The organism is Peribacillus sp. NPDC101480, from assembly GCF_050277335.1.
Classification (GTDB): domain Bacteria; phylum Bacillota; class Bacilli; order Bacillales; family DSM-1321; genus Peribacillus.
In genome coordinates, this window is record NZ_JBNNSB010000006.1 from 324665 (window position 1) to 348090 (window position 23426).

At 40.7% G+C, this 23426-nt stretch carries 18 protein-coding genes; 13 read left to right on the plus strand and 5 right to left on the minus strand.

From position 1 onward, the window contains the following. Positions 1–371: 371 nt before the first annotated feature. On the plus strand, positions 372–1070 hold the full coding sequence (locus ACQKMF_RS20785) for a GntR family transcriptional regulator (protein WP_101224786.1): 699 nt from the start codon (positions 372–374) through the stop codon (positions 1068–1070). Between the two features lie 350 nt (positions 1071–1420). Beyond that, the gene (locus ACQKMF_RS20790; RefSeq protein WP_402944178.1) at positions 1421–1942 is read left to right on the plus strand and encodes a hypothetical protein; all 522 of its coding nucleotides are present in this window, start codon (positions 1421–1423) and stop codon (positions 1940–1942) included. Positions 1943–1977: 35 nt separating this feature from the next. On the opposite strand, the gene ACQKMF_RS20795 is transcribed toward ACQKMF_RS20790, so the two are convergent. Continuing rightward, the gene (locus ACQKMF_RS20795; protein ID WP_063596019.1) at positions 1978–2565 is read right to left on the minus strand and encodes a TetR/AcrR family transcriptional regulator; all 588 of its coding nucleotides are present in this window, start codon (positions 2563–2565) and stop codon (positions 1978–1980) included. A gap of 154 nt (positions 2566–2719) precedes the next feature. On the opposite strand from ACQKMF_RS20795, the gene ACQKMF_RS20800 reads away from it, so the two are divergent. Together ACQKMF_RS20800 and ACQKMF_RS20805 are read left to right on the plus strand one after the other, a co-directional pair. Then, positions 2720–3637 (plus strand): ATP-binding cassette domain-containing protein, encoded by a 918-nt coding sequence (locus ACQKMF_RS20800; RefSeq protein WP_427574738.1) that lies wholly within the window; start codon positions 2720–2722, stop codon positions 3635–3637. Continuing rightward, entirely contained in the window at positions 3637–5241 is a 1605-nt protein-coding gene (locus tag ACQKMF_RS20805) for an ABC transporter permease (protein ID WP_427574740.1), read from the plus strand. Before ACQKMF_RS20800 ends, ACQKMF_RS20805 begins: the two co-directional genes overlap by 1 nt. Positions 5242–5319: 78 nt before the next feature. Here ACQKMF_RS20805 and ACQKMF_RS20810 read toward each other — a convergent pair whose 3' ends face one another. The 3 genes from ACQKMF_RS20810 to ACQKMF_RS20820 form a co-directional block, all read right to left on the minus strand. After that, the gene (locus ACQKMF_RS20810) at positions 5320–6069 is read right to left on the minus strand and encodes a sulfite exporter TauE/SafE family protein (protein ID WP_101224782.1); all 750 of its coding nucleotides are present in this window, start codon (positions 6067–6069) and stop codon (positions 5320–5322) included. A 1317-nt stretch (positions 6070–7386) separates the two neighbouring features. Next, positions 7387–7764, minus strand: coding sequence for a hypothetical protein (locus tag ACQKMF_RS20815; protein WP_101224781.1), 378 nt, complete (start codon positions 7762–7764; stop codon positions 7387–7389). 117 nt (positions 7765–7881) lie between these two features. Beyond that, the gene (locus ACQKMF_RS20820) at positions 7882–8292 is read right to left on the minus strand and encodes a hypothetical protein (protein WP_402944161.1); all 411 of its coding nucleotides are present in this window, start codon (positions 8290–8292) and stop codon (positions 7882–7884) included. 136 nt (positions 8293–8428) lie between these two features. On the opposite strand from ACQKMF_RS20820, the gene ACQKMF_RS20825 reads away from it, so the two are divergent. Both ACQKMF_RS20825 and ACQKMF_RS20830 read left to right on the plus strand, forming a co-directional pair. Further along, positions 8429–9841 (plus strand): LysM peptidoglycan-binding domain-containing protein, encoded by a 1413-nt coding sequence (locus tag ACQKMF_RS20825; RefSeq protein ID WP_230177958.1) that lies wholly within the window; start codon positions 8429–8431, stop codon positions 9839–9841. A gap of 342 nt (positions 9842–10183) precedes the next feature. After that, on the plus strand, positions 10184–10969 hold the full coding sequence (locus tag ACQKMF_RS20830) for a PhzF family phenazine biosynthesis protein (protein WP_260356603.1): 786 nt from the start codon (positions 10184–10186) through the stop codon (positions 10967–10969). A gap of 226 nt (positions 10970–11195) precedes the next feature. Here the strand turns inward: ACQKMF_RS20830 and ACQKMF_RS20835 are convergent, their stop codons facing one another. Further along, positions 11196–11780: a LysE family transporter gene (locus ACQKMF_RS20835; RefSeq protein ID WP_402944157.1), complete on the minus strand. Its 585-nt coding sequence runs from the start codon at positions 11778–11780 to the stop codon at positions 11196–11198. 103 nt (positions 11781–11883) lie between these two features. Here ACQKMF_RS20835 and ACQKMF_RS20840 point away from each other — a divergent pair, with 103 nt between their 5' ends. The 7 genes from ACQKMF_RS20840 to ACQKMF_RS20870 form a co-directional block, all read left to right on the plus strand. Next, positions 11884–12438, plus strand: a complete 555-nt coding sequence (locus ACQKMF_RS20840; protein ID WP_048678909.1) for a helix-turn-helix domain-containing protein — start codon at positions 11884–11886, stop codon at positions 12436–12438. Between the two features lie 182 nt (positions 12439–12620). Next, positions 12621–13094, plus strand: coding sequence for a MarR family winged helix-turn-helix transcriptional regulator (locus ACQKMF_RS20845; RefSeq protein WP_402944150.1), 474 nt, complete (start codon positions 12621–12623; stop codon positions 13092–13094). Between the two features lie 70 nt (positions 13095–13164). After that, positions 13165–14016, plus strand: a complete 852-nt coding sequence (locus tag ACQKMF_RS20850) for a pirin family protein (protein ID WP_402944147.1) — start codon at positions 13165–13167, stop codon at positions 14014–14016. A 540-nt stretch (positions 14017–14556) separates the two neighbouring features. Continuing rightward, positions 14557–17367 (plus strand): bifunctional metallophosphatase/5'-nucleotidase, encoded by a 2811-nt coding sequence (locus ACQKMF_RS20855; protein WP_402944144.1) that lies wholly within the window; start codon positions 14557–14559, stop codon positions 17365–17367. A 54-nt stretch (positions 17368–17421) separates the two neighbouring features. After that, the gene (locus ACQKMF_RS20860) at positions 17422–21753 is read left to right on the plus strand and encodes an endonuclease (RefSeq protein ID WP_427574744.1); all 4332 of its coding nucleotides are present in this window, start codon (positions 17422–17424) and stop codon (positions 21751–21753) included. Between the two features lie 707 nt (positions 21754–22460). Beyond that, entirely contained in the window at positions 22461–23123 is a 663-nt protein-coding gene (gene sdaAB / locus ACQKMF_RS20865) for an L-serine ammonia-lyase, iron-sulfur-dependent subunit beta (RefSeq protein WP_054399153.1), read from the plus strand. 31 nt (positions 23124–23154) lie between these two features. Beyond that, positions 23155–23426: L-serine ammonia-lyase, iron-sulfur-dependent, subunit alpha (locus tag ACQKMF_RS20870; RefSeq protein WP_427572445.1), on the plus strand; the 272-nt coding region annotated here is incomplete at its 3' end.

Below are 23426 nucleotides of genomic sequence, written 5' to 3' on the forward strand. Positions count from 1 at the left end.
AAATTGTAGACTGGCCTCATCCCGAATTATGTTTAAAACTAGTTTATCCTTTAAGTTTTTTTCTGTAATTCTTATTGGATTGAAGAAATTTGCGACACTCCTGCCGAATAACTGGCTAGCCGAGACCCCGCAGACGCTTGCGCCAAGGAGGCTTGGCAGACAGTCGGCGGAAAGGGAGCGGATTTCTGAAATCAACTCGAATCTTTTTTTAGAAAAAACTCCAGGTAAACTGGCTTTTCATCGAATTTTTGTCTACATTCTGAAAGAAACAGAGGTTTCTTTACAATCGTTATAAAATAAACTATTGTAAAGAAAACCTATCATTAATTATTGTTCGAAATCATTATGTATAGAGGAAGGTATATGGAAATATGGGTGTAAAGTATAGAATGGTCGTAGAACAAATGGAGAAAGAAATATTAGAAGGAAAATATACATTAAATACAAAGTTACCTACTGAAGAAGAGTTGATGAAGAAGTTCGATGTCAGCAGGAATACCATAAGAAAAGCAATCAACATATTGGTTGAGCAGGGTTATATCTATCAAGTGCAAGGAAGCGGCATATTCCTAAGGGAATTTTCCAGACCGGGCTGCATTTCGATGAGGGATATGGGTGGCTTAACCAAAGTGTTTCCAAATGATGAAATGAAAAGTAAAGTGTTGAAGTTAGAATTAATTGAAGCCGATGAAAAATTGGCCAAGCAAATGAAATGCAATGTGAAAACCAAAATCTATAACCTCAAACGGGTTAGATATTTAAATGGTGAACCCATTGTAATAGAAGAGTCCTTTTTCAATAAAGATATCATTCCAATCATAAATAAAGAAATCGCAAATGGTTCCATTTATGAATATATAGTCGAGGATCTGAAGTTGAATATTGGTTTTGCAGATAAAATCATTTCGTGTGAAAAACTAAATGACGATGATGCCAAGCTTTTGGACTTGCAGCCAGGTGATCCGACATTAATAGTTGAAAGTACGGTCTTTTTAAAAGCGGGAGCCGTTTTTGATTTATCAATCGAGAAATATAATTACACTTCAGCCAAATTATTAACATTGACTTAATGAGGGCAGGAAATTCTTTCAGGATATTAAAAGATTCCAGAGATATGATCGATTAACGATAAACAGATTATAATATCAAATAATATTCAAACAAAGAGCGACTGCATTAATTAGCAATCGCTCTTATTATTTATTTTAGTTTTACTTGATCTATTATTAGTGATACATATATTCCTGCCCAAGTACCGGAAATTTCATTAAGCAGAACAGAACTTATAGCGGAATTAATGAAACGGAAAGCTTTGTTTTTCGTATATTAAATATATGGGGTTAAAATTCAAGAAGCAAAGATTAATAGATTGAGGACATTTGCATTCTTATCAATCAATGTATTGGAAATGGGGAATCTTATGCAAAAAAGGGTGAAAAGAAAATTATTTCATTTATATACAGGAGAATTGATGGCAACTGTGATTTTTGCTGTACTGTGGGTTTCGTTTCTGGTGCAGCATGATTGGACTGATTCCTACTTAACTTCATTTTCATCTGTGTATGCGTTCGTCCTACTGGAATTTATTTTACTTCAAGGAAGTTTATATTGGTTTCTTAAATGGAAACGCGCTAAAGAAAACCATTACGCCCATTTACCTTATACGCAATTACGGATTTTTCTATTCTTTAAAAGATTAAACCTTTTCCTTATTGCCCTAGGAATAGCAGCCTTTTTTTATCAATTAAATGCATTTGAATCAGGAGTATTTTGGTTTTCGTTTCTTTATGTTTTCGCCATCATCGAGCATATTAATTATTATCACTTCAGGCTTTCCTATCAAAGTCCAGAGGAAATGAGAGAATTCATTCGTCAAAGAGGTTTAAGGAAATCCATTTTGGCAAAGGAATTGAATAAGCTTAATAAGATTTATTCGGTGTGAATGGGAGATATCGATTCACACCGTTTTTTCTTAAATCATTTCTCTTTTTCCCCAACGATCCCATAAAACAAAATCTTCATAATATCCTCAGTCAAAGGCAGGATGCTTTGATAAACCTCTTCCCGTTGGATATATTCATTCATTGCTTTTATATAAAATAAAATCGCTTCATTAGATAAGTTCGGATCAACATATCCTTGTTCCTTCCCCTGGTTAAACAGATCGATAAAGCGGGGCAGGGCCTTTTCTGTATATATTTTTTCCATATAATTGATTCCGGAAGTATATTCCTTCATTAAATATTGATAAAAATCTTCATGAATTTGTTTGGCTGTTTCATTCTTCGTGAACATGAGCTGCTTTATTTTTTCAGGAAAGGCCATGTTGCTGGCCAGTATTTGTTCAAATTCATCCAGTGCCTTATCTGTATAATAAACAAAAACCTCATGAATTAGATTATGTTTGCTTTCGAAGTAATTATATATCGTAACTTGAGATACATTTGCTTTTTTGGCTATTTCCCCAATCGAAATCTTTTGGACACCATACTCCATGAACAAAGCTAAGGCAGCCTCTAGTATATTCAATTTCTTTTGTTCCCTGCGGCGTTGAAATCCGTCCATTTATTTCACCTCAACCTTAGTTTAATTAAAAATATGTAATAGAACAATAAAATAAGTTCATAAACTATTGTCAGGAATTATTATTTTATATATTATGAACTAAATTAATAAAAATATTTCATAATTTCTTTTCAGAGGAAGAGGTGGATGAGGGATGTCAGTATTGAAAACAACGAATTTAACGAAAAAGTTTGGAAGGTTTACAGCTTTAAATGGTGTGAACATTGAAGTGAATGAAGGTGAGGTATTTGGATTCATCGGTCCTAATGGTGCTGGAAAATCGACAACGATCCGTGTGCTGCTCGGGATTTTAAAAGCGACGGATGGAGAAGCGAAGATTTTTGGCAAGGATGCATGGAAAGATGCGGTTGAAATTCACAAGCGAATTGCGTATGTTCCGGGAGATGTGAACCTATGGCCCAACTTAACAGGCGGAGAAGTTATTGATCTATTTGTTGAATTACGCGGGGCGAACAATAAAAGCAGACGGGAAGAACTAATAAAAAAATTCGATTTGGATCCTTCAAAGAAATGTGGAACATATTCAAAGGGGAATCGGCAAAAGGTTGCTTTGATTGCTGCTTTCTCATCTGATGCCGACCTTTATATCTTGGATGAACCAACATCAGGTCTAGATCCATTGATGGAAAGGGTTTTCCAGGAATGTGTGATGGAAGCGAAAAATGAAGGGAAAAGCATTTTACTTTCCAGTCACATTCTTTATGAAGTGGAAAGGTTATGCGATAAAGTGGGTATCATTCGGCAAGGGCAAATAATTGAAACGGGAACATTGGATGAGCTGCGTCATTTAACGAGAACAAGCTTGCTTGTCGAAACGAAGCAGCCTATTCCTGCTTTAGGGAATGTAAACGGTGTTCGGGATATCGTGATGAAAGACCAGGCACTTTCATTCCAAGTGGATACAGGTGAATTGGATAATGTCATGAAGTATATATGCCAATTTGGAATTGTGAAATTGGAAAGCGCGCCGCCTACATTGGAAGATTTATTCATGAGCCATTATGAAGGTGAAAGGAAGACTTCTGATTCTGGGGCGGGAGGTGCGTTATAATGGCAAACCAGTCCTATCATAATACAGGAAGACTCTCCCGATTAATCGTACGGCAAGATCGGATTCGGATTCCTGTTTGGATAATTTCCCTATCTGTCCTTACATTTATGGTTGCAATGGCATTCACCGATCTGTACCCGACTGAACTAGAAAGGCAAACTATTGCAGAAACAATGAGGAATCCTGCAATGACAGCGATGGTGGGGAAAGGTTACGGCCTGGATGACTATACAAACGGAGCGATGATGGCGCATCAAATGTTACTGTTAACCGCTATGGCCGTGGGGATAATGAGTATTTTACTTGTTACGCGCCATACACGCGCAGATGAAGAGGACGGCCGTATCGAGGTGATCCGTTCATTGCCGGCTGGCCGGTTGGCTAATTTATATGCAACCATTTCCGTATCGTTTGGTACGAATGCATTGATCGCGTTAATAATGGGTTTCGGATTGTATGCTCTGGGAATTGAAAGCATGGATTTGGAAGGTTCCCTTATGTATGGAGCTGCGTTAGGGGCAACCGGTATTTTCTTCTCGGCGATAACGGCATTATTTGCCCAGCTTACGGTGAGTGCGCGAGGTACGATTGGTTACTCCATCACTGTATTGCTTCTTTCCTATCTTATTCGGGCGATAGGGGATGTCAGCAATGAAACACTTTCCTGGTTTTCACCTTTGGGTTGGGTTTTAGGTTCAGAGGTATATGTGAATAATTATTGGTGGCCAATCATCCTTACGGTCGGTGCGGCAATCATTTTGGTTGTACTATCTCTATATTTGAATGCCATCCGTGATTTGGAAGCTGGATTCATACCGGCTAAGCTTGGCAGAAAATATGCTTCATCCTTTTTAAAAAGTCCGCTTGGTCTCGCGCTAAGGCTTCAGCGAACAGGATTGATTGCCTGGGCAGCCGGGATGTTCGTTTTAGGCACATCTTACGGTTCCGTTTTAGGTGATTTAGAATCCTTTTTTGCAAAAAATGAAATGATGGCCGAACTATTGACGCCAGTTGAAGGCTATTCGCTGACGGAACAATTCTTGACAATGTTGATGTCAGTCATCTCAATGATATGCACCATCCCGCCTATAATGGCGATGTTAAAGCTTAAAGGGGAAGAAAAAAGGAACTATACTGAACATTTACTGAGCCGCGCTGTATCACGCACAAGGCTTATGGGCAGCTATCTTATCATCTCCGTTATTAGCGGTTTTCTCATGCTTGCGATTGCTGACATCGGTCTTTGGGCAGTCGGGAATTCAGTGATGGATGAAGGGGTTGCTTTCGGCACTATATTTAGTGCAGCAATGGTTTACCTGCCTGCGATGTGGATCATGATTGGCATTGCCGTGCTGTTCATTGGCTTTGTACCAAAATTATCTGGCTTGACTTGGCTTTACTTGACATACTCAATCTTGGTCGTTTATTTAGGGGGAATGCTTCAATTCCCTGAATGGATGAGTAAACTAACGCCATTTGGCCATATTCCGAAACTTCCTGTTGAAGATATCGACTTCATGAAAGTATCCATGCTTACCATCATAGCCATAGTATTACTGGCTATTGGCTTTACCGGATATAACAAACGGGATATCCGAGGTTGACGATTCAACTATGATTCTATTATTCCTGAAAAAAGCCTGATTCCTCATTGTTTCAATGAGAAATCAGGCTTTTGGTTATCAGTCATGGGAAATTAATAATAGTACACCTAGCGCAATGATGATAAAGAATAAATAGCTTTCGAATTTTTTCGCAGGAATCCGCTTATTCATGAAGATTCCGAGACCAGTCGCAAGTAATATAGCTGGAATGGAATAAGCGTAAAGAATAAGTGAATCGGCTGTCCACAGTCCGCCTAGCGCATGACCCGTCACTACCAGGATTCCGGAAATTAGGAAATGGGCTTGCAATGTTCCGCGGAATCGATCTGGATTCCACCTTCGTAAAGTTCCATAGACGACGACCGGCACCCCATTAAAGTTATAGGCGCTGCCAAGGGCTCCCGACGCAAAACCGAACGGCCATACCCAGCCCTTCGAGTTAAGTAATGGTTTTTCCACAGCCTGAAAAAGTCTTTGCTTTAGAAGAGAATAACCCCCATATGCAACCAAAAAAACACCCAGTGCAGAAGTGATGATCATAGAAGGTGCGTAATGGAGCAAAGCCAGACCGGCTGGTATGCCGATCACCGTTGAAGCCGCCAGCCTGATTAATACCGAGCGTTCAATATGCCGCCATCCGCTAACGACGGTTAGCGAGGCAACGGTAAGACCGGCCAATCCAATCAAGGAAACCGAAGTATTAAGCGGAATGTGAAGTAAGGCAAGCAGAGGCATGCTGACAATCGCTTCACCGAACCCGAACATCGTCCGCATCAAGGCGCCGATAAACACTGCCGCCACCACCAATATGATGCTGCTGATCGTCATTCTTTCACCTCCTAAAAGCACAATAACCCTTCTATAATTATACCATATCAACCTGGTTTTAGGTTAGGGTAACCGTGCTTTAAACGGGTTATTTAAGGTGTTTCACGCTCTTTGTGAAGTGTTTGGAATGATATTTAATAGAGAGGTACACACCCTTTGTTTTTGTTGCTTAGGAGTCGAAAATGAGGCGTGGGAAGTGGGTATATATCTTGAAGTGTTAATTCAGATGAAACGCCATTAATTTCTACTATCGCATCAACTAAAACAAAAACAATTAGTCATACTGGAACTTTAGGAGTTTTAGGAGTCCCTATTACAAAATATAAAATCACAGGAAAATATAATTATACTTCTAGTGGTGCTACATCAGCCCTTTCAACTAAAGGAGAAGTAGTCTATCATTATAATCCAACCATCTCTACAGATTTAACTTATTATGGTGGTTATATCAATAATAAAAAATATTACGGAGAGGTAACTTTTTATTATAAAGTTGGAGTAGGATCGCTTGGTATTGTACAAATAGGAAATGTTTATCTTAAAGTATCAGGAAATCATCTAGGAAAACTCGCAGGTAGTATAAAAACTTCTGTAAAAACATAAATTTCACATATAGTAGGTGATTATATGAAAACTTGGAAGAAAATACTTATTGGTGTAGTATCCATTCTAATAATCGCTATGATAATTGGAATTACAAGCTTTTATTCAATTTAAAGTTTAATCTGCTAACCAAAACAAAGACCATCTTTATAATGATGGTCTTTGTTTATTGTGTGCCCAGCAGGGGTACACAATAAACGCCAAATCCTTTGATAGAGGTGAGTCCTTAAATAACAGAAGAGAAAAAAAGGACAATCAATCTAACGCTATGAAACTACCTTTTTTAGCTGAATAAAATCATACATAAACAATAAAAGTGAAAGAAAATAACCCCCTTGGCTACAAGTGGTTTATTTTGGTGTAAATGCGTACAATAAATTAATAAAATAGGGGACATGAAAGGGACATTGATGGTTTTATTAGGGGACACAAAGGGGACATTGATGGAGTAGTTTACATGTACCCACAAAAACACTAGGCTTTGCCTAGTTCAACAACTTAGTTGGGGACAGTTTTTCCTTATGCTCTTTCTTCTGCCAATACCTTTAAGTTATGACACTTTCCATTTAGATAAATCAAATAATTATTTTCCTGCATAAGAAAAGGCTGAAGTGGAAATACTTCAGCCTAAAAAAACCTATATATATATTTTAGAAGAATATCCTTTAGCATTTACGAATCAATCTCAGGTCTTTTTTTCATTCAGTTAGTGAATTAATCATAAAAGATTAAATGCATATCACTGTTAGTCCTAGATTTCGCAAAAAATTCTGCTTCATTTCCTCCATCAACAAAGTTACCAATACCCCGGAAAATACCACATTGGCCTCGATCTAAATATCTTACCCCTACATAATCATTATAACTGTCAGGATCATACTCCCATAATTCAACTTTTAACTTACCAGCTGGACCCACGTAAGAATCCCGACAAATCTTATAATCACCACCAGTAGAGGCAAACACATCACTTTCAGCACCATTAGAATAAAGAGATTGTTCTCCTAAGTAATCCCAGCCACTTGCAAATGTAGAAGAAGGGAACAACAACGCAGCGACCAATGCCACAGCACTCATTTTAAACATTTTCATGCTCATTCCTCCTCACCCGTTTTGACTTATTATTCTCCATATAATTCTAATCAATATTTTTTATATTATCATCTATCCAAAGATTCACTTTTTCACGAAGCGTTTTTGTAGTATCCACTACTTCAGCGCTACATATGAAAATAGAGAAAAAAGTGAAATGTGCTCGTCATTCAGTTTTGAAATGTATTTCTGAATCATCTTTAAACTTTTAAGCCTTCCGGGATCAGGTAAACTAATTACCTCTGAATCCACCATTTGTGTAGAGGCGTCTCGATTTCTAATACCAGCAATCAGCAGCATAGTTGCCGCTAAACTAACACTACAATCCATGGAATAGGCCAATGCAGAAATTCTTTCATGCTCATAAGCTTTGAATCTTAAATGAATCCTTTCCTTCTGAATAATAGTTCTCTTCTGGAATACTTCGGCTTCAAAATCCCCTCTAAAAATCGTATTATCATGCCTGTAGTTTCTTTTAAAATACATGGACAAGCCCTCAATACATTCCCTGGAATTGATAGCTGCCATTATTATTTTTTCCCCTATATCCTTCACAGGCTTATGAACACATTTATTTAATGAGTGTTGAACGCAAAAAAACATATTAGTGCTATCTAGGGAATAAAATGAAGGGAATATTTTGAAGGAAAGCGGGGCTGTGCATGTGAAAATCCATGTGGTGAATAGGGGGGATTCTTTGTGGGGAATTTCCCAGCAATATGGTGTCAGTATCAACCGGATTGTTCGGATCAATGGCCTTGAAAATCCAGATAAGCTGGTGATTGGCCTAGCTCTTTTGATTCCTGAACCTTATCTTCAGTACAGGGTTCAGCAAGGTGATACTCTAAATAATATCGCAAATCAGTTTGGAATTACGGTACAGGAAATCATGCAATCGAATCGCATCACGAATCCTTCCGCTATCTATCCAGGGCAGAGACTAACCATCCCGGTTATTTATCATACCGTAAGGGAACGAGATACCCTTTATGATATTGCGAGACGTTATGGAACGACAGTTCAAGCCATTATGCAAACGAATCGGATTACAGATCCGTCCAATATTCATATCGGGAGGATAATAAGGATTCCCCAGAAACCAAAACCCATCATTGATGTAAATGGTTTTACAAACGTTTACGGGCAAGTAGGTGCGGAGCAGGTACGTGATGTAGCCTACGATTTGACCTACGTAAGTCCATTCGGTTATAGAATGAGGAAAGATGGCAGCCTAGAAGTCATAGATGACACCCCGACGATACGGGCGGCACAGTCAACTGGCGTCATACCCATGATGTGCATAACGAATTTTTCCGCAACGGAAGCGGGAACACAGCTTGCACATACGATACTTTCCGATTTAAGTTTAGTGGAAAAATTATTAACCAACGTCATAAAAACGATGAAAAATAAAGGGTACCGTGGATTGAATATCGATTTTGAAAGTGTAGCGCCAGAGGACCGTGATTTCTATAATCGCTTTCTCCAAAGAGCAGTGGATCGATTGCATCCTGAAGGCTACTTTGTGTCATCCTCCCTTGCCCCAAAAACTAGCGCCAATCAAAAGGGACCATTAGTTGAGGCACATGATTATCCAGTTCACGGACGGCTGCTCGACTTCGTGGTGCTGATGACATATGAATGGGGTTACCGAAAGGGGCCGCCGCAGGCAATCTCTCCCATTAATGAAATAAAACGTGTCCTTGACTATGCCGTAACGGTGATACCAACAAATAAAATCTTCATAGGATTTCAAATTTATGCACGGGACTGGCTTATTCCTCATGAAGAGGGACAGGAAGCAGAGACTTTCGACATGCAGGAAGCCATCAGACGCGCCGTCCAATATAATGCAGAAATAAAATATGACGAGACAGCCCAATCACCTTATTATAGGTACAAAGATAATCAGGGGCGCACACATGAAGTTTGGTTTGAGGACGCACGCAGTGCTAAAGCCAAATTCGACTTGGTGAAAATTTACAGGTCAAGGGGTCTCAGTTATTGGGTACTTGGTTATCCTTTTCCACAGAATTGGGAACTGCTTGGGGATACATTTATTGTACGGAAACTGTAGGGTGTTTTGTTACAGCAAGGTGTATCAAACATTATTAATATATGATGGGCAGCTTATTATAAAGCTGTCTATTTTAGTGATTTCGAAATGCATTTCAAGAATTGGATTTTTATAACAACGTTAAAAATCGTTTGGAATCTGAGTCGATAAAGGGACTTAATCGAGAGCACCATATTGAAACTTATGAATGAAAAAATAGAATCCCTAAGGCAGCCATATGGTGGTCCTTTTCATTTTAATGAGAACTCTTTAAAAAACAAGGTAATGGTCATTCAAAAAAGGAAAAGGGCTCCTCATTGTGGAATTAGGAGACTAGAATATTACTTACCGGAGGAACAGTTAATGGAATTAACCATCATTAATACGTTTACAGATCAACTTTTTAAAGGAAACCCTGCTGCAGTCTGCCTTCTTACCGGGGAAAGTAACAGCGAGTGGATGCAGCGAATAGCTAAAGAGATTAATATGCCTGTTACTGCTTTTATTCAACCTCATAATGGTGAATGGAAGCTGCGATGGTTCACACCTTTCATTGAAATCCCGATTTGTGGACATGGGACGCTGGCAAGCTCTTTCTTTTTATGGGATAAAGGATACGTGCCAAGGAATCAGCCGATTGCCTATCAGACGAAAAGCGGGCTTCTCACTGCAAAATTCGTTGAAGGAATGGTTCAGTTGGAATTTCCGTCATTAAGGGAGAAGGAGACCGCTGCCCCTGATTTACTGATAAAGGCTTTAGGTGTTGAGCCTGAGTATGTTGGGCAAAACAAATGGGATCTTCTAGTCGAAGTTCAATCAGAGGAAATCGTAAGGAATTTAAAGCCGGATATAGATTCCATTGCCCAATTGCCGGTTCGGGGCGTCATTGTAACGAGTCAATCGGATAGCAGTGAATATGATTTCGTTTCACGTTTCTTCTCCCCTGCCCAAGGCCTTGACGAAGATCAAGTAACGGGCTCGGCCCATTGCTGTCTGGGACCATATTGGAAAAGAAAGCTGGACAAAAGTATTTTTATAGCCTATCAGGCATCGGAAAGAGGAGGTCTATTGAAGGTTGAAGTAACGGAAGACACAGTTAAACTTTCCGGACATGCCGTCACAATATTCGAAGGGAACTTAACCATTTAATGCAGGGGGAAGATTTGAGTGGTTCCATCTAAATTTTTAAAAAAGTTGATTGGAGCCGGTTTTCGAGACTCCGCGGGAAAGGTGCGTCCAAAGGGGGTTCCCACAGGCACAAAGGCGCCGAGGGCGGACCGCCCGCGGAAAGCGAGTGCCTGGTGTGGAAATGAACGTTCGAAATTTACAACTCGGCAATCCTTCTTAATGAAGGTTTGTGCCCTTTACCTTTTTTTTAGTGTGCAAGAATCGAAATGGCACTATACACTAATAACAAAGCCATGATTACATTAAACTGACTTCTATACTTTGATAAAAACGTTTGAAAAACAGAACCGAACATACTCCAGCAGAACGTACTCATAAAACCAACAAAAGCCAGAAATAATGAAAAGAATAGTAAGCTGAAATTTGAAGAGTGATAAGGTAGGATGAAGGTCGATATTGCCGTGATGCCATATAAGATTCCTTTTGGATTTATGAATTGTAAAAGCATCCCTGCTATAAAACTGTTGTTCCTGTCATCATTATCGTCCTTCGCTTTATTTGGACTGGAAATGATTTTTATGGCCAGATACAGCATGTAAATTGCCCCAAGGATCGTCATGATAAATTCAATCTTTGGTATGGAATTTTCAAGCAAAACATTAAAATAACTGCACAATAGCATGATTATAAAAAAACCGGCACCTACTCCGAAACAAAATTTAATCGTCTTTTTTAACCCGTACTTGTTCGCAAATAACATGGCCATGATGTTATTTGGACCCGGAGTGAAACTGGTAACAAAAACAAACAGCAAAAAAGATAGTAATGGCATGGTTGATTCCCCTTTGTATGCTATAATGACCAAAATTGACATTATAACGATTTCCTTTTTATTGTACAATGCAGACGTTATATTGTAAATAAGGAGTATTTTTATGGAAGAAATAAATTTTATTATTGCTAACAATTTAAAAGCCATCAGGGAAAGCAAGAAATTAAGTCTTGAAAAGGTTGCCGAATTAACTGGAGTAAGCAAAACGATGATCGGACAAATAGAAAGGGGAGGATCGAGCCCTACGATTACGACAATTTGGAAAATAGCCAATGGATTAAAGATTTCATTTTCTTCATTGATAAATAGTCCGCAGCCGGATACAAAAATTGTTTTAAAAAGTGAAATTCAATCATTATCTGAAGATAACGGCAAATATCGAGTTTATCCCCACTTTCCCTTTGAGGATGAGAAGCGCTTTGAAGTATATTCAGTCGAGATAGAAAAAGGTGGATTCCTAAGTTCCGATTCGCATAGGGAAGGGACGGAAGAGTACATAACTGTTTTTGAAGGGGAAGTGACTGTACGTGTAAATAACGAAGAATTTACAATAAGGAATGGTGATTCTATCAGGTTCAAGGCTGACAGACCGCATGCCTACCATAATTCAGGGGATACATTAACTCGATTAAGCATGATCTTATATTATCCAACTTAAAAAATGGAGTAATGTAGTTCTGTTAATATATCTTAGCAAAGTGAATATCCCCTATGGATTGACTGGTGGTATGGTCTGCCTGTTGGGGATACTGCTTCAAAAAGTCAAAGGCCCAACGATTTGACTTGTCATCAAATTACTAGTAAACTGATGGTGCATCAAAGATGGGAGGCAGGCTTTACATGGATAGACGGGGATTTTCGGATGAGAACAAATTGAGTTTGCTGATTTGGCTGCGAATGGTTCGTTTTTATCAAAGAAGCAATCAGCTTTCGAATGAACACTTACAGCATTTCGGCGTCACCGCTGCCCAATTCGATATGTTGGCACAAGTACTTATCCATCAGCCTGTTTCACAAATCGAATTAGCGGAGCACCTAACGATAAGCCGTGGAGGCGTATCACATATGCTGACAAGGCTGGAAAAAGAGAACTTGATCGTCCGTAATCAACAATGGAAGGTTAAATATATTTCATTAACGGAAAAAGGGAAAAAGTTAATGGAAACGGTCATGCCTATTCAATCCGATTTCCAAGCTTCATTATTCGATATATTGGATGATGAAGAAAAGAAGCGCATGCATGAGATGATGATAAAGATTCATAGACATAGTTTACAGATTGAAGTGCCTAATGCCAGCAAGGAGGAATCCTAAGACTGGATCAGGCAGCCATAATGATAGCATTTTTATCAGTTTACTAGTAACTTAAGGGAGGAATGGAGTAATGAAAAGTGAAAATCATTTTAAACGAGATATTGTCGAAGTGAAAGATGTGAAGCTTCAAAGGTATAGTCCGATTCATACGGCCGGACCAGTCATAGAACCAGGAAACTGGGAAAAGAGTGATCCGTTCCTTTTAATGATGGAGGATAAATTTCAAAAGGGATCATTCGATATCCACCCGCACAGGGGAATCGAAACCGTTACATTCGTCATTGACGGAACGATCGAGCACTATGACAGTCATACCGGGGATGGAGGGATACTTGGACCTGGTGATGTACAATGGATGACAGCGGGAAGCGGCGTCGTGCATAATGAGGTGCCTTCCGAAGGTGTGACTGCCCATTCCCTTCAACTTTGGGTCAACCTTCCCCGGAGTGAAAAGATGACGACACCAAGATATCAAAACTTAATGGCAAAAGATATGCCGGTCAGAAAAGAAGAAGGAGCACTGATCCGTGTCTTTTCCGGATCATCCAAGGACGTTATCTCGACAACGAAAAACCATGTTCCCGTGACGATGGTGGAGATGGTCCTGGAGCCTGGAGCATCGGTCACGCAGAATTTACCAGGAAGCTACAACGGAATCATCTATCTAATAGAAGGAAGCGGAATCTTCGGTAACAACGAAGTGAGAGCCTCAAAGGGACAGGTATTATGGCTGGGTGCTTGTAAAGAATCAGGGGAAAGTGAAGTTGATATAACGGCAACTGAACCTTTAAGACTTGTTCTATATGCAGGAGAACCTTTAATGGAGCCTGTTGTTGCCCGCGGACCGTTTGTCATGAATACTGAAGAGGAAATCGATCAGGCATACCTTGAGTATCGGCAAGGCACTTTCTTGAAGCATTAAGATGGAAAAAGGGCATCGTAATTGATGCTCTTTTTTTTGAATCTTCCCATATTGGTGGGCGGGGATAGTGATTATAAGGGAGAGCATTTCTGAAATTAACTGGACTTTTTTTAAGAAAAAACTGGATGCTAACTAGTCTTAGGCGTCATTATCTGCAGTTTGGGAGAGATTTAAATCTCTCCCTTTTTTGCTTTTCAGCAATTAGGTATAAAGACTAAGTTTAGAATTAGATGAAACTGATTCAATTTTACCATTAAATAATTTTCTTGATATATCATCAATTAGCCACTAGGTATTTTGGGGTGATTATAATGATAATATTCTGTTAATATTCGATGTTGTATTGTAAATTTGTTTTAAAATTGGATTATTTTGTTGTAATATAGGAGATACACGGATCTTTAGAGGAAAAAAGTAGGGTGGATTTGTGTATGGATAAGTAAATTTGTCGGGATTCATTTTTTGGGAAATTGTGTCAATTCTATGGATAAGTTAGCAGAATGTTATGTCAGTATATAACTTATGGGGGGATTAACTATAATGGGGAAAAAGAAAATCGTAAAAATTGCATCAGCTACCATAATGGCTGCGACAACGATCGTAGCGGTAGCGCCGGCACCTTCTGATGCTGCCACTAGCCTGAATAGTAAAATCAAAACGGCCAAGGCCGCCATCAAAAAACCATTCGATACCTATTTTTACACTTCTAAACTCGCTTCAGTGTCCACTGTTGAAAAACAAATCAAATCTGCTAAACAAGCAAAAAAAGACATCAACTCTACCATTAAAAAATCAATGTTAAGCAAAAAAGAAAAAGATGCCAAATACAAAGAAATCGAAGCTTATGATAAGTACATCACTCGTTCAGAAGGCTATGTAAAAGGATATAAAGCGGCTGAGAAAGCAAAAGCTGCACATGGCAAATCGATTGGCGCCCTTACGAATTCAATACTTGCCAAGAAATCAATAGATATCAGGAATCAATATGAGGCACTGGATAAAGCCGTGAAAAAGGCAGATAAAGATATTAAAGATACTGTTTACGGTGCGAAAATCGAAAAGCTCCTATACGATAAATTCACTAAATCGACCAAAACAGCTTTGAACGGTGACCTGAAAGCTCCGTACTACTATGAAAAAGCTGCATACTGGGTGAAGAAAGGTGATTTAAAGACCGCGGACAAGCGGATGCAAACGGTTTCTTCGCAGTTGAAAAAGGTCAGCAAAACATCCAAGCTCGGAAAAGCCATACACGCCTATGTGAAAGAAGTGAAAGGTAAGTATGATGATGCGGTATATGCAGAAAAGAAAAAGGAAGTGGCCAAACGGGTCAATGCCTATGTAGCACTTGCCAATGGGGAACTTAAAACGAAAGAACAGATAAACGCGGCTAAAAAGGCGAAAGCAGCCATTAATTTAAATGGAATCAAGGAGTCGGACCGAAAGGAATTCCTGACGAAAATAGCATTGGCGGATAAGAAAGTCGCTGCCGCTGAAGAAGCCTTGAAAAATCCAGCGAAGGCGATCACGCTTTCCTTGATGCATACGAATGACACGCATGCCCACTTGGACAATGTGGCCAAAAGGGTGACGGCTGTTAAGGAAGTGCGTAAGAGTAAGCCGCAAGCTCTTTTGGTGGATGCTGGTGACGTATTCTCGGGAACCCTCTATTTTAATGAATTCAAAGGGCAAGCGGATCTTCGCTTCATGAATTTAATGAAATATGATGTCATGACATTCGGGAATCATGAGTTTGATTTGGGATCTAGCGCCGAAGGGCATCAAGCTTTGGCTGACTTCATTAAAGGGGCACAGTTCCCTTTTGTCAGTTCGAATGTAGACTTCTCCAAAGATGATAAATTCAAGGGACTATTCTCGGATTTAATTTCAAGTAAGCCGGAGCAAGGGAAGATATACAATGGAATCGTAAAACAAGTGGATGGCCAAAAGGTAGGGTTCTTCGGGCTTACAACTGAAGAGACGAAAGACATTTCAAGTCCAGGAAGTATAGAATTTGAAAACTATCTTGAAGAAGCCGAAAAAGCGGTCAAGGCGTTCAAAGGCATGGGTGTCAATAAGATAGTTGCCGTATCCCATATTGGTTATGATGACAATGCGGCTTATGACAATGATTTAACATTGGCTGCCAAGGTCAAGGGCATCGACGTGATTGTGGGCGGACATAGCCATACGCAGTTAGACGCCCCCGTTGTTGTTGACAAAGATGATAAAGGGAAAACGAAAGAGCCGACTGTCATCGTTCAAGGGTATCAATATAGCGACTATTTAGGAACGATCGATGTGAACTTCGATAAGGAAGGCAAGATTGTCGGACAAGCCGGTAAGCTGATAAAGCTTTCTGAAAAACAGGATGATGCTGAAGCGGCAAAAGTGCTCGAAACATACTCCTCGAAGATTAAGGAGCTGAAGGATACGCAGACTGGTGCATCTGCTGTGAAGGCGTTGGAAACACCGCGTGATGCAGGAGATGAAACAAAGCCGAGTGTTCGCAAAAATGAAACGGAACTGGGTAATTTAATTACGGATGGAATGCTTTCTAAAGCGAAGGAATTCAATAAGGATACGGCCATAGCCTTCCAAAATGGCGGGGGCATCCGCGCTGGCATCGATCAAGGTGAGATCACTTTAGGGGAAATCCTAACCGTTTTACCGTTTGGGAATACGTTAGCGACGATGAAGCTTACGGGTGCAGAAATCAATGAAGCATTAGAGCATAGTGTAAGCCTCGCTCCTAAGGAAAATGGCGGCTTCCTGCATGTTTCCGGAATGAAATTCAGCTACGACAGTTCGAAGGAAGCAGGCAATCGTGTCACAAAGGTTGAAGTCCTTGGACAAGATGGAACCTATTCCGAATTGGATGCAGCGAAGGAATATGTCGTGGCGACCAATGCTTTTACAGCCAAGGGCGGAGATGGATTCACCGTTTTCAAGAAGGCTTATGAAGAAGGAAGGGTGACGGATATCGGACTCGCTGATTGGGAGAATTTACGGGATTATGTAAGCGGGCTGAAAACTGTCGATCCAAGCATCGAAGGACGCATCAAGGATGTTGCCGGAAGCAATACAGACCCGACTGTGGTATTGGCCAAAGACTTTGGCGGAACGGCTGATGCGCCAAAAACACATGAAGGTAATGTAGTTGTTGATATTACTGATGTTGCTTCATTGGAAAATGCAGTGGTTAAAGGGAATCTTACATTAACAGGAACTCCTCCGGATGACTTTACTTTTTCGCAAGTTACAGTCGAGGGTAATTTGGATTTATCGGGACTTAACGGTAAGACCGTGAGCATGAGCGGTGTCTCGGTGAATGGCGAAACCATTCTTTAAGCGGTATTCAAATGACTGCTGAGCCTACGAAAAAAAGTTGAAGGGGTTGAGATCTTGAAGAAGAACGGGATAAGCAAGCTTTTCTTTGCCATACTGATCGTGCTGTCAACGGTTTTGCCATATGCAGCCGCTGCAAAAGCGGAAGGGACAATATCGGTAACGGAAGCGATTAATAATAACAGCGGTACGGCGACGGTGAAGGGATACATTGTCGGTACAGCTAAAAGCGGTACAAGCTATCAACAAACATCGCCTTTTACTGAAGGTACGAATATAGGTATTGCGGATAGACCGGATGAAACGGATGTTAAGAAAATCATGCCTGTTCAGCTTCCAGCCGGAAATATCCGAACTGCTTTGAATTTGGTCGAACATCCGGAATTACTCAATGCGCAGGTGACGATTACGGGGAAGCTTGAAAAGTACTTTTCAGTACCCGGCCTGAAATCCGCGACGGATTACAAAATTATCACTGATGGAGGAACGACTCCAGAACAGCCTGATGTAAAGGTACTGGACTCCATTGCCGAAGCACGCACGAATACTGAAGATGTCGTGCAGGTCGATGGGGTGGTCACCACGGGCCTTGGTTATTGGGGAGGAAAGGGTTTTTATATCCAGGATGAAACGGCTGGGCTATATGTTTATGGTTCTTCGTGGCCTGCGGATGTAAAGCTAGGGGATAAGGTTACTTTAATCGGACAAGTGTCCGCTTATAATAATGAATTACAAATTCAACCAACCTCCCTTAAAGTGGTTTCCTCCGGGAATGAACTTCCTGATATCCAAAAAATTGATGCATCTAGCGTAAATGAGGAAACACAAGGTGAGCTGGTTACCATTGAGAATGCAACCATTACAGAATTGGCAGCATCGGGAACATACGGAACATTCGAATTCAAGGCGGAAGATACTGAAGGGAAATCTGTTGTCGTTCGCCATGATAACCGGACCGGTTCAAGTTATGAAGATTTCGTGAAGAGCTTTAAAGCAGGGGATGTCATTTCCGTAACCGGAATCGGATCGAGGTTCAATGACACGTATCAGTTGAAGCCGCGTGGTATTGAAGATTATGAACTGGTGAACAAACCAGCCGTTTACACGGATATTTTCCCTGGTACGGTTAGTGAAAATACAAAGGTATCACTTGAATCTGGTTGGGAAGCAGCGAAAATCCATTATACGCTGGATGGATCCGCACCTACGTCTTCAAGTGCTGTGTACACAGAACCCATCATTTTAACGAAAGATACGGTCATCAAGGCAATCGCTGTCAATGACAAGACATCGGAAGTTTTCACATTTGCCTATACCGTTACCAAAACCAATGAAGTGAAGATTCGTGACATTCAAGGGATGAATCATTTTTCATCATATGAAACTCAACTCGTCTCAGGTGTGGAAGGTGTCGTCACGTATGTAAAAGATGCGAATAACTTTTACATGCAAGATCCCAACCCGGATAAGGACCTGAAGACATCCGAGGGAATACTTGTGTACAACAAAGCACATGGCCTGAAAGCGGGAGATCATGTCAAAGTGGCAGGTAAAGTTGCCGAATGGTATATCGAAGGATACGCTGAAATGAAAACGACGGATCTGCCAACAACTGAATTGACCAATACGACGATTGAAAAGCTTGGCACTGCAGCTATGCCAGAACCGATCATCATTGGAAAAGATGTCATTCCGCCGTCTGAGAACATCGATGATGATAGATTGACAGACTTTAACCCAAGTGAAGACGGCATTGATTTCTACGAGAGTTTGGAAGGCATGCTCGTAGAAGTATATGACCCGAAAGTGGTAGCTCCTCAAGACTATGGTGAATTGGTCGTGATTCCGGGGAATATGGAAACGACGACTGCAGTTGGAGGCGTCAAAATAACGGAAACGGATTTCAATCCTGAAAGAATTACCTTGGATATAAATGATGAGTCATTTACAGCTAAAACCGGTGATTACTTTGAAGGCTCGGTTAAGGGTGTCATCAGCTATGGATATAGCAACTATAGGGTACTGACGGATAAAGCTCAGCTGCCGGCATTAAAGGATGGCGGTACGGCTCGGGAAGTGACATCCTTAGAGAAGGATGCTGATAAGCTATCGATCGCTTCCTATAATATCGAGAATTTCTCGACTCAAACCGCTAATTCGAAAGTTGAAACGATCGCAACATCCATCATTACCAATCTAAAACAACCCGATATCATCGGCGTAACGGAAATGCAAGATAATGATGGGGCAACAGATAGCGGGACAACGGATTCTGCACAAAGTGCCAAGAAGTTAACTGACAAAATAAAAGAGCTGGGCGGACCTCAATATCAATACATCGATATCGCTCCAGAAGATAAACTTGATGGCGGGGCACCCGGCGGAAATATCCGGGTAGGCTTTTTATATAATGTCGACCGTGTCAAATTAACTGAAGGAACGAAAGGAACGGCAATACAGTCCGTGGCCTTCAAAGATGGAAAACTTACCTTGAACCCTGGACGAATCGAGCCTGCCGATCCCGCCTTCACTTCTAGCAGGAAGCCTTTGGCTGCTCAATTCGAATTTAAAGGTGAAAGCGTAGTGGTGGTAGCCAATCATTTTAATTCCAAGGGTGGTGACCAGCCGTTATTCGGCAAAAACCAGCCTCCTGTCCTTTCAAGTGAAACGCAAAGGCTTCAAATTGCCTCCATCGTCAATCGGTTTGTCAGTGATATCAAGTCACAGGATGCCAAAGCGAATATTGTCCTGCTTGGAGACTTTAATGATTTTGAATTTTCGGCTCCGCTTAAAACATTAAAGGGCAAAGACCTAACCAATATGATCGAAAAAGTTCCATTTGAAAAACGTTATTCTTACACATATCAAGGCAATTCACAAGTACTGGACCATATCCTTGTTTCGAATAATATGGCCGCGGCAACGAAAGTCGATATTATCCATATTAATTCATCCTTCATGGAAGTTCACGGAAGGGCTAGCGATCATGACCCTGTACTGATTTCAACCACTTTATCTGAATCAGGGGGAGTTGAAACTCCCTCTCCAGAAAAAACATATAATCTGACAAACGTTAAAACAAAAAGACTTACGATCGCTTCACCTAGTGCTTTGATCGATCTTGACGAAACATCCAGCATCGAAGAAGGTATCTGGTTAAAAGGTTCATATGCTGTACTCAAAGGCCTTGGGCTGAAGAATGCTGCTGTGACGATAAAACCGGATAAGGATGGTGCAATCATTGATTTTAGCGGCATGGCGGTGAAGGAAGTCATCATTGATAATGCTAATGTAAAAGAAATCAGGGGCGCTGAAAATGTTCAGAAATGGTCGGTAACAGATGGCGTAGACACATCGAATATCAAGTTTGTCGATTCGAAGGGGGAAGCAATTGCTTCCCCTTTTGACCCTAAAGAAAACCATGCGCCCGTCGTGACCAAAAACCTGGAAAATCTTGAAGTGAAAGCAGGCTCCAAGGTCACCATCGATTTGAGTGAGCACTTCTCAGATCCAGATGGAGATGAACTTACCTATTCATCGACTATCGGTACGGTCACCGGTCAGACATTAATCCTTCCTGCAAATGAAGCTGGAACATACCTTGTCGCAGTCAAGGCCGAGGACCAGCAATCGGAAGTTGTTGCACGTTTCACGTTGACCATATCGAATGATAAGCCGCTTGAAGTTTATTACGAAACGGCTGCAGGAAAAACGGGAACCGAATTGAAATCGGTTTTGCACTCGATTATTAAGGGTCACACGATGTTATCTTATGATCAAGTGTGGAATGCCCTTAAGGAAACGGATGAAGACCCTGTGAACAAACAGAATGTCATCTTGCTTTACTCTGGAAAATCCATCTCTGAGAACGCGAATGGGGGCAATGCCGGACAATGGAACCGTGAACATGTTTGGGCAAAGTCCCACGGTGATTTTGGGACAAGCAAAGGTCCCGGGACAGACCTTCATCACCTCCGTCCCGCTGATGTGACAGTGAATGGGAAAAGGGGCCACCTTGATTTCGACGAGGGCGGTCAAACATATAGTGGATGTGAATGTAAGTTTGATTCAGATTCATGGGAGCCGCCAGATCATGTTAAAGGCGATATAGCAAGGATGTTATTTTACATGGCCGTCCGATATGAAGGAGACGGCGAGTTGGATCTTGAATTATCCGATACAGTCAATACGTATCCGAAGCCGCTTCATGGAAAGCTATCGACACTATTGAAATGGAATGAACTCGATCCAGTAGACGATTTCGAGAGCCATCGCAATGATGTCATTCAGGACTGGCAAAATAACCGCAATCCATTCATCGATCATCCTGAATGGGCATCCGAAATTTGGGGTGCCGCTAAATCCATCGATGAGAAAAAGGCAAGTTAAAATCGGAGATAGAAGGGAAAGCAGCCTGATGGCTGCTTTTTTAGTTTGCTGACACAAGGGGGACGAAAGTGCAACCATGATGTTAAGAGGAGACTTGGTTTAACTGGCTAGCGGAGACCCTGTTAAATGAGTGCGTCGCTTGGCATTTAATGCGTGGACCGCAAAATAATGAAAAAAATTGTTAAAGGTCGAATAAAGTGGGTGAACGGTCGAATCGAGAGGGTGGAAGGTCGAATAAAGTGGGTGAACGGTCGAATCGAGAGGGGGGGAGACCGAATAACTGCGTGAACGGTCGAGGAAATGACCTTCTTATTCAATAAAGGGGCCCTTTAATGGATGAATTGAGTCGCTACTATTAGCTGGTTTGCTTAAAAAGAAAAAGTCGTGACTATGCAAGTGCTCACGATTTTTTATCTACAAACTGAAAGTGGCCACAAGGCTGCTTTTTTCATGCTTTTATATAAAGTTAATCATTGATAGTTAATTATCTTAAAATACTGAAAAATCAAACGTTTATTTTGCATTAAATAAAAAATATTTTGGTAGGTATGTTATGTAATATATGTTAATATGGGATATGCAATGAAAGGGTTTTCATTGCAGGAATGACAAAAATATTTTAATATAGTATTTATGCCGCTTTTTAATCTTCATTCATCCTTAAAAGACGGTTAAAAAATATATTGCCAGAAATGGGGCATTTCACGATGAAATACAGATCTGCATTCGATATAATCGGTCCCGTCATGATTGGACCTTCAAGCTCACATACAGCAGGAGCTGCCAGAATTGGCAGAGTAGCACGGACATTATTCGGAAAGCAACCGAAGAAAGCGATTATTTCTTTATATGGTTCTTTTGCAAAAACATATAGGGGACACGGTACGGATGTTGCTGTCGTAGGCGGGATCTTGGATTTCGATACGGATGATGAGCGAATTCCTGCCTCTTTAACGATAGCGGAAGAAGCCGGTATGGACGTTTCCTTTACAATCGAGGATACGGTGATGGATCATCCTAATACAGTCAAGATCAGACTGTTCGACGAAGATAAGGAATTAGAACTTGTTGGGATCTCGATTGGCGGCGGAACGATAGAAATAACGGAGCTTAATACATTCAAGCTCAAATTGTCAGGGGAAAACCCAGCCATTTTAGTCGTGCATAACGATGTGTTTGGAATCATATCTTCCGTTTCGACCGTATTGGCGAATCATGAAATTAACATTGGCCATATGGAAGTTTCACGGAAAGAAAAAGGTCAAATGGCCCTCATGGTGATTGAAGTCGATCAGAAAATCCAGAGCGATGTCATGAAGGAAATTGAAGGATTGGAAAACGTGTCGCAAGTCATAAGGATGGTTGAATGATAAGTGCTGGCATAGATATGGAGGTAAAAACATGTTCCGAAATGTAGCAGAGTTAGTAGAACTTGCTGAAAGTAAACAGGTAAAAATCGCGGAAATCATGATTTTACAAGAAATGGAGTTCTCAGGCCTGTCGAGAGAACAGATCATCGAAAAGATGGACAGGAATTTGACAGTGATGGAACAAGCGGTGGAAAGAGGTCTGAAAGGTGTGCAATCCGTGACAGGCCTAACGGGCGGAGACGCTGTTCTTTTGCAAAATTATATCAAGTCGGGCAAGGCACTGGCAGGTAATTTATTATTGGA